This is a genomic window from Mycobacterium sp., assembly GCF_035506235.1.
Classification (GTDB): Bacteria; Actinomycetota; Actinomycetes; order Mycobacteriales; family Mycobacteriaceae; genus Mycobacterium.
Genome location: NZ_DATJPU010000007.1, coordinates 1 through 12,591, shown reverse-complemented (window position 1 = coordinate 12,591; position 12,591 = coordinate 1). Strand labels below are relative to the sequence as shown.

Here is a 12,591-nt window from a genome sequence, read left to right as displayed (position 1 = left end):
GAGTTCGAGATGGCCCAGCCGGCCGACAGCTATCACAACGACCACTCCAAGATGGTCGTCCAGCTCGCCCGGCCGGCGAAGGTCCGCTACCGCAAGCGCCAGAAGTAGTTCATGCCATGGGATTTCGGGTAGAAGCGGATCTGGATTTGTGTCAGGGCCACGCCATGTGCGAACTCGAGGCGCCGGACTACTTCCGGGTGCCCAAGCGCGGCAAGGTCGAGATCCTCGACCCCGAGCCACCCGAAGACGCCCGCGATGAAGTCGAGCGCGCGGTCGCTATGTGCCCAACGCAAGCACTGTTCATCAAAGAGAAAGAAGACCGATGATGGCGTCACGTGAGCAACTCGAGGCATGGGTCGACCGCTGGCTGCAGGCCAACAAGGACTGCGAGAAGGCGGGCCACTGGAAGCCGCTGGGCGACTTCTACGCCAAAGACGCCACCTACGGCTGGAACATCGGCCCCAAAGAGGACGTGATGTGCGTCGGCGCCGACGAGATCCGCGACATCGCGCTCGGCATGGAGATGGAGGGCCTGGAGAACTGGGTGTACGAGTACCAGAAGGTGCTCATCGACGAGAAGCAGGGCGAGATCGTCGGCTTCTGGAAGCAGATCGTCAACAAGACGGACGGCACCCAGGACGAGATCTACGGCATCGGCGGCAGCTGGTTCCGCCTCAATGACGACCAGCTCATCGAGTGGCAGCGTGACTTCTTCGACTTCGGTCACGTCGCGAAGATGTTCGCGAAGCTCATCGAGTCCGGGGATCTGTCCGAGGGCATGCAGAACCGGATCCAGCGCAGCATCGCCGGCGAGAAGCTGCCCGGCTATTACCCGCTCGGGCAGGCGCCCGTCCCCATCTGGTGACGGTACCAATGGCGGCGACCCGCAGCGCCCGGCTACACCGCGCTTGCGATCGCCGCGGACCAACCAAGCATTTGATTTGTCGCACGCGCTATGCTGACGCGACAGGGTGCCCTGTGGCACCCGTCACCATTGCTGCCAGGCAAGACGGGTCGGGCAGTCTCACTTCAAAGGCGAAATGGGGTCAGGTCCAACGTGAAGACAAAAGGCGCTCTGATCTGGGAGTTCAACCAGCCGTGGTCCATCGAGGAGATCGAGATCGGCGACCCGGAAGCGCATGAGGTCAAGATCCAGATGGAAGCGGCCGGCATGTGCCACTCCGACCACCACCTGGTCACCGGCGGCATCCCGATGGCGGGCTTCCCCGTGCTCGGCGGGCACGAGGGCGCCGGCATCGTCACCGAGGTCGGGCCCGGCGTGGAGGACATCGCCCCGGGCGACCATGTGGTGCTGTCGTTCATCCCGTCCTGCGGCTCCTGCCCGACGTGTCAGGCGGGCATGCGCAACCTGTGTGACCTGGGCGCCGGGCTGCTCGGCGGAGCCGCGGTGTCCGACGGCACCTTCCGCATCCAGGCCCGCGGCCAGAACGTCTATCCCATGACGCTGCTGGGCACCTTCTCGCCGTACATGGTCGTGCACCGCAGCTCCGTGGTGAAGATCGACCCGTCGGTGCCGTTCGAGGTGGCCGCTCTGGTCGGCTGCGGTGTCACCACGGGCTACGGTTCGGCGGTCCGCACCGCCGACATCCGGCCGGGGCAGGACGTCGCCATCGTCGGTGTGGGCGGCGTCGGCATGGCGGCGCTGCAGGGTGCCGTCAACGCCGGTGCCCGCTACATCTTCGCGATCGACCCGGTGGAGTGGAAGCGCGACCAGGCCCTGAAGTTCGGCGCCACCCACGTCTACCCCGACATCGACGCCGCGCTGATGGGCATGGCCGAGGTCACTTACGGCCTGATGGCCCACAAGGTGGTAGTGACGGTCGGCGAGCTGCACGGCGCCGACGTCGACGCCTACCTGAACATCACCCAAAAGGGCGGCACCTGCGTGCTGACCGCCATCGGCAGCCTGCTGGACACCAACGTCACGCTGAACCTGGCAATGCTGACCCTGATGCAGAAGAACCTGCAGGGCACCATCTTCGGCGGCGGGAACCCGCAATACGACATCCCGCAGCTGCTGTCGATGTACAAGGCCGGCAAGCTCAACCTGGACGACATGATCACCCGCCAGTACCGGCTCGAGCAGATCAACGACGGCTACCAGGACATGCTGGAAGGCAAGAACATTCGCGGCGTCATCCGCTACACCGACGCCGATCGGTAAGAGCCGCGTCGTTTGACCGGCTTCCCGCATCTGCTGGCGCCGGGACGAATCGGCGCCATGGCGGTGCGCAACCGGATGGTGATGTCTCCGATGGAGACGATGTACGGCACCCCCGACGGGCTGCCGTCGCGGCGCACCCGCGACTACTTCGCCGCGCGCGCCCAAGGTGGCGTCGGCCTGATCACGGTGGGCGCCACCGGGGTCGACCACCGCCACCCCGAGACCCCCGGCGGCCTGCACCTGGCCACCGACGAGGCGGTCGACGCGCACCGGGCGCTGGTCGAGGTGGTGCACGAACACGGCGCCAAGATCCAGCCCCAGATCGTGCACGCCGGCCCCGACGGGCTGGGACCGGAGATCTTCGGTGTCACTTCCCTGGGGCCGTCGGTGATTCCGTCCTACCTCACCGGGCGGCCGTCGGCCGAGATCAGCAAGCGGCAGCTCTGCGAGGTGTTCGACCTGTTCAAGGCCGCGGTGCGCCGCGCCGCCGAGGCGGGATACGACGGCATCGAGCTGCACGCCGCGCACGGCTACATGTTGCTGGGTTCTTTCCTTGCCCCACAACGCAACCGGCGCACCGACGACTACCGGGGCGACTCCGCGCGCGGCCGGGTGCGGGTGGTGCTCGAGGCGCTGGCCGCGATCCGCTCCGAGGTCGGCGACGCCCTGCCGATCACGCTGCGCATCTCCGGTTACGAACGCGTCGCCGGAGGGCGGCCGATCTACGAAACCGCGCGGCTGGCACCCGAACTCGTCGCCGCCGGGGTCGACGCTTTCCACGTCAGCGGCGGGGTGATCGACCGGCTCGTCACCGGCATGGTCAACGGCGCCGACGACGGCGACGAAGTCAACGTCGGCGCCGCGGCAGCCGTCAAACAGGTGGTCGACGTGCCGGTGATCGCCGTCGGCCGCATCCACGACCCGGTTGCGGCCGAACGGATCCTGGCCGAGGGCCGGGCGGATTTCGTCGCGATGGGGCGTCCGCTGCTGGCCGACCCCGACCTGCCTCGCAAGCTGGCCTCCGGCCGGGCCCACCGGGTGCGCAGATGCATCTCCTGCGAAAACTGCATCGACGCAATGGAACAACGCTTTTCCGTCGACTGCGCCGTCAATCCGCGCACCGGCAAGGAGCGCGAGCTGGCCGCAACCCGTGCAGGCCGGGCCAAGCTGGTGGTGGTGGTCGGCGGCGGGCCGGCCGGCCTGGAGGCCGCCCGTGTTGCCGCCGAACGCGGCCACCGCGTCACGCTTTTCGAAGGCAGCGGCGAACTCGGCGGGTCGCTGCGCTGGGCGGCGGTGCTGCATCCCGAAAACCAGCCTTTCCTGCACTACCTGCGCAACGAAATCAGGCTCAGCACGGCGATAGTGCGCGTGGGACAGCGTGTTTCGGCCGACGACATCGTCCGGGCCGCACCGGACGCGGTGGTGGTTGCCACCGGCGGCCACGTCGCCGTGCCGGCCATCCCCGGCGCCGACCTACCGCACGTGCACACCGGGCCCGGGCTGCGCGAGTTGTTCGCCGGCTGGCGACAGCGTCTGGTGCGCCCCGCCGCGGTCCGCCTGGCCAGCCGGGCGTGGATGCCGATCGGCCGGCGGGTCGTCATCGTCGGCGGCGACCTGGTTGCCCTCGAACTCGCCGAATTCCTGGCGAGCCGGGGCAGGCAGGTGTCAATCCTCGAGTCCGGCAAGGACATTGCACCCGAAGTGGGCAACAAACGCAAGACCGAGCACATGGATCGCCTCGACCGGCTCGGCGTCACCGTACACGTCCGCGCGACCGTCGAGCGGATCACGGAGCGGGACGTGGTGTTCACGCCCGCCGGTGGCACCGCACGGCCGCTTGCCGCCGACAGCGTCGTGATCGCCGGGACCGTCCAACCCGACACCAGCTTGTTCGACGACTTGGTCGCGGCCATGCCCGGCGCCGAGGTGCACGCGGCCGGCGACTGCAGCGGCCTCGGCCTCATCCGCAAAGCCACCGAGGAGGGCGCGCGCGCTGCGTGCGCAATCTAGAGACAGGAGAAGGGAAATGACCCAGGCCGAACAATCTCAGGCGACCCCGGCGCTGGCCGCCTCGCAAGCCTCGTGGCGATGCGTGCAGGCGCACGACCGGGAGGGCTGGCTGGCGTTGATGGCCGACGACGTGGTCGTCGAGGACCCGATCGGCAAGTCCGTCACCAATCCGGACGGCACAGGAGTCCGCGGCAAGGAGGGCGTCGCGGCCTTCTACGACAACAACATCGCGGCGAACCAACTGACCATCACCTGCGAGGAGACGTTCCCGTCGAGCTCGCCCGAGGAGATCGCGCATATCCTGGTGCTGCACAGCAGGTTCGAGGGCGGGGTTACCAGCACGGTGCGCGGGGTGTTCACCTACAAGGTCAACGACGCGGGCCTGATCACGAACATGCGGGGCTACTGGAACCTCGACATGATGGAGTTCGGCAAGGAGGGGTGAGCCGCTCAGCCGATGCGGCCGAGCCCGGTGAGGTTGCCCTGCATGGCCCTGTGGTGCATCAGCACCATGGTCGGGGTCTGCAGCGGATCGCTGAGGATTGTGGCTGACTTCGGCTGCTGCCACAACAGCGCCCCGTTGCCGGCGTCGACCACGCCGTAGGCGAAGATGTCCAGCGGTGTGGTCTTGTCGCAACCGATCCGGGTGATGGTGTAGAGCAGGCCGTCCGCGGCGGACAGGTGCGGTAGCGCCGCGCTGCGAACCTTGTTCTCCCACACGGTATGACAGCCGGGGTTGTCGACGTCCACTCTGGTCATCCCGCCGACGAACGGCGCCGTCGCGGGGACGGCGGGAGGCGCGCCCGCCGGGACCGCGGGGTAGGGGTAGCCGTAGGTGCTGGAAACGAACACCGAATTCCCCAGCCCGATCGGTGCGTTTTCGCTGCCCGGCCCGCCCTGGGTCAAAACCGCTTGCTGACAGATCAATTGGCCGGTGCCGGACTGGTAGATCAGCGCGTGCACCTGGGGGCTGGCGTTGTCGACGATGGTCACGTAGTCGGCGCCGGTCGCGGGGCCGAAGTACACCGGTGTGGAGCCGGTCCCCCAGCTCAGCTGCCCGGGCTTGCGCGCCGGGCCGCGGTCGTAGGCTGCCCGCCATAGGATTTGGGGCTGCCCGGTGATGTCGAGGTTCAGCTCATAGAGGGCGAAGGTGGTGGCCACCGCCACCCGCCCGCTCGGGGACGACGAGATGCTGTTCGCCACCTGTTCGCCCGTGGGAAGTTGCAGGGTGGCGACGCCGCCGCCCGTCTTGGCCACGCCCACGACGCCGTTGCCGGTGGCGAACCACACATTGCCCGCATAGTCGGGGACCAGGCCCACCGAGTTGTCACCGGCCGGTATCGCGCCGGACAGGTCGGTGGACTCGGTGACGATCAGCTTCCAGCAGCCCAGCGGCCCCTCCTTGGCGTGCGCGATGCGCAGCAGGTGGTTGGTTCCGTCGATCATCACCACTTGGTTGTTGTTGTCCAGGTAGGCGTAGACGCCGCCGAGCAGGCTGCCCTTGGCCACTTGCAGTTTGGCCAGCGGGACGAAGACAGGGACGCGGCCGCCGGGGTCGATCAGGAAGATGGTCGGGGTCTGGCCGATGTCGGTGGTGCACAGCGCCAACACCAGGCCGTCGGTGCCCTGCATGATCGTCGGGCAGGCCGCCAGCAGCGGGTACCCGAAGATCGCGGTGAAGTGGGCGCCGGGGCCGGGAAGCGGTCCGGCATCGGATGATTCGGCGTCGTTGTGCAGCGATGCGAGGCCCAGCGGCGCCATGAAGGGGTTGGGCGGCGCGAACGGCCCCCAGGCTCCGGCCGCCCGCGCTTCGGCTCCCGGGGCGAGGGCGGGCGCAAGGGACACGACGCACGCGGTGAGCAATGCCACGGGAAACCGCACAGAGGTCTCCTCCCGTGAATTGCGTACAGCGATTTTCCCGAGGTTGCAGAACGAATCCGCAACACCGCGGCAACGATTCCGCTTCGAGGCGGCGTGGCGCCCGCGTCGGGGGCCGCGGGGCCGCACCTATGCTGGGGCCATGGCGTCGATCTTCACCAAGATCATCAACCGCGAACTGCCCGGCCGTTTCGTCTACGAGGACGACGACATCGTCGCGTTTTTGACGATCGAGCCGATGACCCAAGGCCACACGCTGGTGGTGCCCCGTGCCGAAATCGATCAGTGGCAGGACGTCGACGGCGGGGTGTTCGCCCGCGTGATGGCGGTGAGCCAGCTGATCGGCAGGGCCGTGTGCAAGGCCTTCAGGACCGAGCGCTCCGGGCTGATCATCGCCGGGCTGGAGGTGCCGCATCTGCACGTCCACGTCTTCCCCACCCGCAGCCTGAGCGACTTCGGCTTCGCCAACGTCGACCGCAATCCCTCACCGCAATCCCTCGACGACGCCCAAGCCAAGATCAAGGCGGCGCTGGCTCAACTGGCGTGAATCGGCTCCGGCGCGAGGACGTCGCTGACGCGGGGCAACGTGACGCGGAAGCAGCACCCCTCACCGGGTGAGGTCGTCACGGTGACCTCTCCGCCGTGCGCGTGCACCAACGAGTCGACGATTGAGAGGCCCAGTCCGGTGCCGCCGCTGGCCCGCGCTCGGGACGAGTCGGTGCGGTAGAACCGCTCGAACACCCGCGACGCGTCCTGCTGACTCATGCCGGGGCCCTTGTCGGCCACCTCGATGACCGCGTCGTCGCCCTCGGTGCCCACGCGAACGGTGACGTCGGCGCTTGCCGGGGTGTGCTGCAGGGCGTTGGCGACGAGGTTGCTGAGCACCTGCCGAATCCGCGGTTCGTCCCCGAGTACTTCCGGGGTCCCGGGGCCGTCGAACACCTCCATGGTGATGGCGCGTTGGGGGTCGATCGCCTGCGCGTCGTGGACGGCGTCGCTGGCCAGCGCCAGCAGGTCCACGCGGTTGTGTTCCAGCGGCCGCTGCACGTCCAGCCGGGCCAGCAGCAGCAAGTCGTCCACCAGCAGGCCCATCCGGCTGGCTTCGCTTTCGATCCGCGACAACAACATCGACACGTCGCGGGCGGCGCCCTGCCGGTACAGTTCCGCGAAACCCCGGATGGTCGTCAGCGGCGTGCGCAGTTCGTGGCTGGCGTCGGTGATGAACCGTCGCATCCGTTCCTCGGAACGGCGGGCCTTTTCCGCCGACGACTCCGAGGAGGCCAGCGCCTGCTGTATCTGGGTGAGCATTCCGTTGAGCGCCAACGAAAGTCGGCCCACCTCGGTTCGCGGATCACGCTCGGGAACGAGGCGATCCCGCTGGCCCCCGGCGATCGCCGCGGCGGTGTGCTCGACCTCGACCAGCGGCCGCAGGCTGCGGTGCACCACCACGAAGCTGACCATCCCGACCACCACCAGCACCGCGACCCCGATGCCGACCTGCAACCAGACCAGGGAGCTGACCGTGTGCTGGACGTCGGACAGGTCGATCGCGACGGTGGTGACCCCGGCCGGTCCCCGCACCGACACCGCACGCCAAAGGATGTCCGAGCCGTTGATCGAGGGCAACGTCGTCGGAAAGGGGCCCACGTCGTTGTTGGCCGGCAGCGCCGGCTCGGCGTTGCGGTCGTTGATGGCGGTGAACGGGGTGCCGTCGGCGCCGATGCCCCGCACGTAGAACTTCGACGGCGGCCGGCCGGGGTCCGGGCCCTCGTAGGGTTGCGGTGACTGCCGTCGCGGGGCCTGCGCCCAGCTGCGGGAGGCCTCGAGCAGCGTCTGGTCGATCCGGCTGATCAGAACGTGACGCAGGATCGAGGTCACCGCGAGGCCCGAGATGGCCAGTCCGCAGCCCACCAAGAGCAGGGTGGCGGCCACCAGACCCACCCGCAGCGGCAATCCGCGCCGAACTTTGTTGGCCATCCTCTTATTCTTCGCTTCCGCTCTCAGCGCGGCTCCCGCAGCACATATCCCACCCCACGCAGGGTGTGCAGCAGCCGCTTCTCCCCGGTGTCGATTTTGCGGCGAAGATACGAGACGTAGGATTCGACGACGTTGACGTCGCCCCCGAAGTCGTAGCGCCAGACGTGGTCGAGGATCTTCGGCTTGCTCAGCACGGTGCCCGCGTTGATCACGAAGTAGCGCAGCAGGGTGAACTCTGTCGGCGACAGCGACACCGGTTCGCCGGCCTTCCACACCTCGTGGGTTTCCTCGTCGAGTTCGATGTCGGCGAACGTCAGCCGGGCGTTGCGAGGTTCGGCCCCGCCCTTGCCGGCGCGCCGCAAGATGACCCGCAACCGGGCGACGACCTCCTCGAGGCTGAACGGTTTCGTCACGTAGTCGTCGCCGCCGAGCGTCAGCCCCGCGATCTTGTCCTGCAGGGAGTCGCGGGCCGTCAGGAACAGCGCCGGGGCGTCGATGCCGTCGGCACGCAGCCGGCGCAGCACCCCGAAGCCGTCCATGCCGGGCATCATCACGTCGAGGATCACCGCGTCGGGGCGCGCGTCGCGGGCGCGGTCCAGGGCCTGGGCTCCGTTGGTTGCGGTGTAGACCTCAAATCCCTGGAACTTGAGGCTGACGGAGAGCAGTTCGACGATGTTGGCCTCGTCATCGACTACCAGTACGCGAGCCTCCGGCTTGGTGACGTTTGAGGTTGCCGCTGTCATGAGGTACTTCCGTCCTTTGTTTGAACGTTGCCTTTCCGATTATTGTGTGATTCCTGAAAGCCCGGTGCCAGTCGTCTGCTAACAGTCTGCCAGGGATCATCGCATAAGCTTGGAACGATGGGCATTCACCTGCAGTGTCGCGAATAGACTCTGATGGCATGAACGTCGTCAAAGACATCGCGTCGCTTGCGACCGCTCCCGCGCGGGCCGGGCTAGCCGCCGCCGACGCGAGCTTGAGCGTCGCCGCCGCGGCGGTGGGCGTGGCGAAGCGCGCGCTGGGCGAGGCGGGCGGGGAGACCCGAACCAACGCGATGGCGTCCATGTTCGGGATCGACGACGCGATCGCCCGCGCCAACCGGTTGGCTCGGCTGCTGGACGACGACGCGCCGCTGGGTCGCGCCGTGGCGCCCGACGGGCCGCTGGACCGGTTACTGCGCCCGGGCGGAGTGGTGGACATGCTGACGTCGGAGGGCGGCGTGCTCGACCGGCTGACCGCCGAGGGCGGCGCGCTGCAGCGCGCGCTGCAGCCCGGCGGACTGGCCGATCAGCTGCTCGACGAAAACGGACTGGTGGAGCGGGTGCTGTCGGAGGACGGGCTGGCGGACCGGCTGCTATCCGAGGGCGGGCTGATCGACAAGCTGACCGCCAAGAACGGTCCGCTGGACCAGCTCGCCGACGTCGCCGACAAGCTTGCGCGGCTGACGCCGGGGATGGAAGCGCTGCAGCCGGCCATTGCCACCCTGCAGGACGCCGTCATCGGGCTCACCATGGTGGTCAACCCGCTGAGCAACATCGCCGACCGCATTCCGCTGCCCGGCCGCCGTCCCGGGCGGCGTCCGTCGTCGCGTACCGTGCCCTCGACGCGCATCATCGAAAGCGATGAGTGACCGGTTAGGCTGGCAGCCTGATTTATCCGGCCTCCTTAGCTCAGTGGTAGAGCACTCGCCTTCGTAAACAGGCGGGCCGAACGTTAGCTGGATGCTCAGGCGGCTGGAGCGTCAATAGGACTGGCCGTCGGCGTACCGCAGTCGCCGGTAGTAGCGACCGCTGCCGCGATTCCTTGCTTTGTACGTCGGCAGCTGGCTGTCACAGTTGGGGCAGATGACCCGCAGATTCTCACGACGATTGTTGCTTGCGTCTCCGTTGATGTGGTCGACGATCAGCGCCAGGGTCACACCGTTCCACTTGTCCTCGATCCCGCAGATCGCACAACAACCGCCCTGCTGCTCATAGAGGTAGTCCCGAACGTAGTGGCCCTGGTAGGACATGCGACCACAGACTCCGGTGTCGAGCCAGGCCTCCAAGAGCACGCGTCGGCGGTGTGACTGCTGGCATGCATTGGTGCAGAACACCTTCAGCCGACGGCCTTCGAAATCGACTCCGCACCCCAGACAGGTCATTGACATAAGACGACGCTATCCCTCAGTGCCGACAGAGATGGAGCCGCGTGAGAGACTCGAACTCTCGACATTCGCCTTACAAGGGCGACGCTCTACCAACTGAGCTAACGCGGCCGGGGCCGGCTCGATGAGCCATGAGGATTCTACGACGGGGTGGTTCTGTCGGAGCGGCGCGCCGACCCCGAGCCGGCTGAGGTGCCAGCCGGCAGCACGGTCGTGTCCTCATGCCGGGCCGAAACTCGCGGAAGGAGCGCCTTGGTAAGCGAGCGGTCGTCAGTTCAATCCTGACAGGGGGCTCCGACTTTACAGCACGTCAGCGCGTTATTCGACCGCCTTCAGGTCCGGTTTGGGCACGTCTTGGGCGTCATCGAGGCACTCGATCGTCTGCGCGCGCTGGGCATGGACCCCGGGACAACGCTGGCCCGCCAGCGGACTCCGCACGGGTCTGAGCAACAGCCGGGCTCGACGTCTGACTGACGATGCGTACTGTGGCATGTCGGCGATGCCACCCCGATCGTGGATGCCGAAGTCATCGAGCCCGAGTCCGACTGCACCGACTTTCTGGACAGCTCAAGTGTCGAGCGAGCTAGCAACGCTGACCGCAGGGAACTACACGATCCGTGACTTCGAATGGTCATAGTTCGGGCAACGAGCCCCCCGTGAACGAAGGGATCACGAGTTCCGCGTGGCTGCGTGGGTACGCCGAGCGCATGTCGCTGACCTCAGCCGCTGAAAAGGCCGACCTTGCTGGCCATGGCCGCCCAGGCGCACCGCGACCCTGCAAGGGCGTGAGGCGGTCGGCTCGATTGTGCTGGCGCCATAGGTTTCAGGTGAATCGGACGAGACTCCCCGGCGTCAAACGTTCCACTCGTCCGCGGCATTCGACTTCGACCGGCGGAACGTCGTGCGGAGCGACGCTGATCTCGGCACCTTTGCCGCTGATCCACAAGTGCAGCTGGCGGCCGCGGTAATGAATCGGGAAGCCTAGTGCGCCAAGGTATTCCGGCCACTGCGGAGATAGCACGATGCGATCGCTACGAATCTCCAGACCGGTGAAGCACCGCTGCACGAAGTCAACGCTGCCCGCCATCGCGGCCACGTGAATGCCTTCCGACGTGGTGCTGCCATGGATGTCGGCGACATCGGATTTGAGGACTTGCTGGAAGAACTCCAGCGCGCGATCGCGATTGGCCCGGGCCAGCACCCATGCATGGACAACCGCACTCAATGTCGAGCCGTATGAGGTGCGGACCATGTAGTAGTCAACCATCGTCGGGATCTGGCCGGGATCCAAAGTGGTAGTCGAGTCGGTCGAGCAGTTCGCGAAGTTCGTCCGATGACAGCAGGTAGAGCAGCATCAACGCGTCGGCCTGCTTGGATGCTTTGTACCGGTTGACGTCGTCGTCCTCGGCTTCGAGGATGCGGTCGAGGTGCTGAATGTTGCCGTAGCGCTGCCGGTAGCCGTCCCAATGCAATTCTGCCAGTTCCTCATATCCCTCGAACTGGCTGATCACGCCGTCGTGAAACGGAACGAACATGCGCCGGCTGACGTGGTCCCACTGCGCCAACTCCCGGTCGGTCAGTCCGAGCTTTTCGCGCAAATCCAACCGGTTCGGTAGCGGCATCAGGTCGAGCGCGTCGACGGCCCGCAGGATCACCCAGACCGCCATCACATTGGTATAGGCGTTGTTGTCCACGCCGTCATATGGCCGGTCCGGGTAGCCGGAGTGGAATTCGTCGGGCCCGATGACACCGTTGATGCCGTAACGATCCCGGTCACGGTCGTAGGTGGCCCTGCCTACCCAGAACCGGGCGATTTCGGCCAGCATCTCGGTCCCGTAGTCGATCATGTACGCGAGGTCACCGGTGGCTTGGTAGAACTGCCACACGTTATAGGCCACGGCAATCCCAATGTGGTGCGCGAGGTGGCTGGGATCGGGCCGCCACCGGCCGACCGCGGATTCAGATGCTGTTCAGGGCTTTCTTCTCGTCCGTCGCTACCGGACTCATATGTACCTCGAGAAGCACCATCGGAAAGTTAAGCGTTATCGGATCATTCCGGCGGGCTCGGCAGCCCTCTACAGTGACCTAGCAGATGTCACGGAGAACATCCTGTATGAAGCAAAGGGTTCTGTGGACCGCGTGAGTGTTCGCCTCGCTCTTGGTCAGGTACTCGACTACGGCCGCTTCGTGGATGGATCGCGCCTCGCCATGCAGGCCGCGGTGAGTTCCTTCGTTCGATTACGTGCATGACGCGGCGGGTAGTGGGCGTCGGGTGACCCGCCGCGCAGAACTCGAGGATGTGGCCCGCCGCGTCTTCGGCTGGAAAGCGCTGCGCGCCGAGCAGCTCGATGCGATGGAGGCGCTGGTCGCGCGCCGCGACGTGCTCGCGCTGATG

12 protein-coding genes, 1 tRNA gene and 2 pseudogenes are annotated in these 12,591 nt (G+C 66.9%); 9 read left to right on the top strand and 6 right to left on the bottom strand.

All coding sequences use genetic code 11. The features are described from left to right. From VMD50_RS01245 to VMD50_RS01220, 6 genes are all read left to right on the top strand, one after another. Positions 1-108 (top strand): hypothetical protein (locus tag VMD50_RS01245; protein ID WP_325424062.1); only part of this gene is annotated, 108 nt, incomplete at its 5' end. 8 nt (positions 109-116) lie between these two features. Continuing rightward, positions 117-326, top strand: coding sequence for a ferredoxin (locus VMD50_RS01240; RefSeq protein ID WP_325424060.1), 210 nt, complete (start codon positions 117-119; stop codon positions 324-326). After that, the gene (locus VMD50_RS01235) at positions 326-865 is read left to right on the top strand and encodes a nuclear transport factor 2 family protein (protein WP_325424058.1); all 540 of its coding nucleotides are present in this window, start codon (positions 326-328) and stop codon (positions 863-865) included. The genes VMD50_RS01240 and VMD50_RS01235 overlap by 1 nt, the downstream gene beginning before the upstream one ends. Positions 866-1,057: 192 nt before the next feature. Next, positions 1,058-2,185, top strand: coding sequence for an NDMA-dependent alcohol dehydrogenase (locus VMD50_RS01230; RefSeq protein ID WP_325424056.1), 1,128 nt, complete (start codon positions 1,058-1,060; stop codon positions 2,183-2,185). Positions 2,186-2,197: 12 nt separating this feature from the next. Beyond that, the gene (locus VMD50_RS01225; RefSeq protein ID WP_325424054.1) at positions 2,198-4,195 is read left to right on the top strand and encodes an NAD(P)/FAD-dependent oxidoreductase; all 1,998 of its coding nucleotides are present in this window, start codon (positions 2,198-2,200) and stop codon (positions 4,193-4,195) included. Positions 4,196-4,211: 16 nt separating this feature from the next. Next, entirely contained in the window at positions 4,212-4,640 is a 429-nt protein-coding gene (locus tag VMD50_RS01220; RefSeq protein ID WP_325424052.1) for a ketosteroid isomerase family protein, read from the top strand. A gap of 5 nt (positions 4,641-4,645) precedes the next feature. Here the strand turns inward: VMD50_RS01220 and VMD50_RS01215 are convergent, their stop codons facing one another. Beyond that, the gene (locus VMD50_RS01215) at positions 4,646-6,076 is read right to left on the bottom strand and encodes a hypothetical protein (RefSeq protein WP_325424051.1); all 1,431 of its coding nucleotides are present in this window, start codon (positions 6,074-6,076) and stop codon (positions 4,646-4,648) included. A gap of 139 nt (positions 6,077-6,215) precedes the next feature. Here VMD50_RS01215 and VMD50_RS01210 point away from each other — a divergent pair, with 139 nt between their 5' ends. Next, positions 6,216-6,620: an HIT family protein gene (locus VMD50_RS01210; RefSeq protein ID WP_325424049.1), complete on the top strand. Its 405-nt coding sequence runs from the start codon at positions 6,216-6,218 to the stop codon at positions 6,618-6,620. Here VMD50_RS01210 and VMD50_RS01205 read toward each other — a convergent pair. Further along, positions 6,592-8,050: pseudogene (locus VMD50_RS01205) on the bottom strand (sensor histidine kinase). The gene VMD50_RS01210 and the pseudogene VMD50_RS01205 sit on opposite strands and share 29 nt — an antisense overlap. Before the next feature lie 23 nt (positions 8,051-8,073). After that, the gene (phoP, locus tag VMD50_RS01200) at positions 8,074-8,793 is read right to left on the bottom strand and encodes a two-component system response regulator PhoP (RefSeq protein WP_325424045.1); all 720 of its coding nucleotides are present in this window, start codon (positions 8,791-8,793) and stop codon (positions 8,074-8,076) included. Positions 8,794-8,951: 158 nt separating this feature from the next. Here phoP and VMD50_RS01195 point away from each other — a divergent pair, with 158 nt between their 5' ends. Then, positions 8,952-9,680 carry a hypothetical protein gene (locus VMD50_RS01195; protein ID WP_325424040.1) on the top strand — a complete coding sequence of 243 codons (729 nt, stop codon included), beginning with the start codon at positions 8,952-8,954 and terminating at the stop codon, positions 9,678-9,680. A gap of 111 nt (positions 9,681-9,791) precedes the next feature. Here VMD50_RS01195 and VMD50_RS01190 read toward each other — a convergent pair whose 3' ends face one another. From VMD50_RS01190 to VMD50_RS01180, 3 genes and pseudogenes are all read right to left on the bottom strand, one after another. Continuing rightward, on the bottom strand, positions 9,792-10,199 hold the full coding sequence (locus tag VMD50_RS01190) for an HNH endonuclease (RefSeq protein ID WP_325424038.1): 408 nt from the start codon (positions 10,197-10,199) through the stop codon (positions 9,792-9,794). 32 nt (positions 10,200-10,231) lie between these two features. Next, positions 10,232-10,307 (bottom strand) — tRNA-Thr (locus tag VMD50_RS01185). 712 nt (positions 10,308-11,019) lie between these two features. Further along, positions 11,020-12,204, bottom strand: a pseudogene (locus tag VMD50_RS01180) (glycosyl hydrolase family 65 domain-containing protein); the annotation flags it as partial. On the opposite strand from VMD50_RS01180, the gene VMD50_RS01175 reads away from it, so the two are divergent. Next, positions 12,204-12,446 carry a hypothetical protein gene (locus tag VMD50_RS01175; protein ID WP_325424036.1) on the top strand — a complete coding sequence of 81 codons (243 nt, stop codon included), beginning with the start codon at positions 12,204-12,206 and terminating at the stop codon, positions 12,444-12,446. The pseudogene VMD50_RS01180 and the gene VMD50_RS01175 sit on opposite strands and share 1 nt — an antisense overlap. Positions 12,447-12,591: the final 145 nt, after the last annotated feature.

Bases quoted from the DNA above. Each gene is read 5' to 3' on its own strand.
- VMD50_RS01240 (WP_325424060.1), top strand. From the start codon at position 117: ATGGGATTTCGGGTAGAAGCGGATCTGGATTTGTGTCAGGGCCACGCC.
- VMD50_RS01235 (WP_325424058.1), top strand. From the start codon at position 326: ATGGCGTCACGTGAGCAACTCGAGGCATGGGTCGACCGCTGGCTGCAG.
- VMD50_RS01220 (WP_325424052.1), top strand. From the start codon at position 4,212: ATGACCCAGGCCGAACAATCTCAGGCGACCCCGGCGCTGGCCGCCTCG.
- VMD50_RS01210 (WP_325424049.1), top strand. From the start codon at position 6,216: ATGGCGTCGATCTTCACCAAGATCATCAACCGCGAACTGCCCGGCCGT.
- phoP (WP_325424045.1), bottom strand. From the start codon at position 8,793: ATGACAGCGGCAACCTCAAACGTCACCAAGCCGGAGGCTCGCGTACTG.
- VMD50_RS01195 (WP_325424040.1), top strand. From the start codon at position 8,952: ATGAACGTCGTCAAAGACATCGCGTCGCTTGCGACCGCTCCCGCGCGG.
- VMD50_RS01190 (WP_325424038.1), bottom strand. From the start codon at position 10,199: ATGTCAATGACCTGTCTGGGGTGCGGAGTCGATTTCGAAGGCCGTCGG.
- VMD50_RS01175 (WP_325424036.1), top strand. From the start codon at position 12,204: ATGTACCTCGAGAAGCACCATCGGAAAGTTAAGCGTTATCGGATCATT.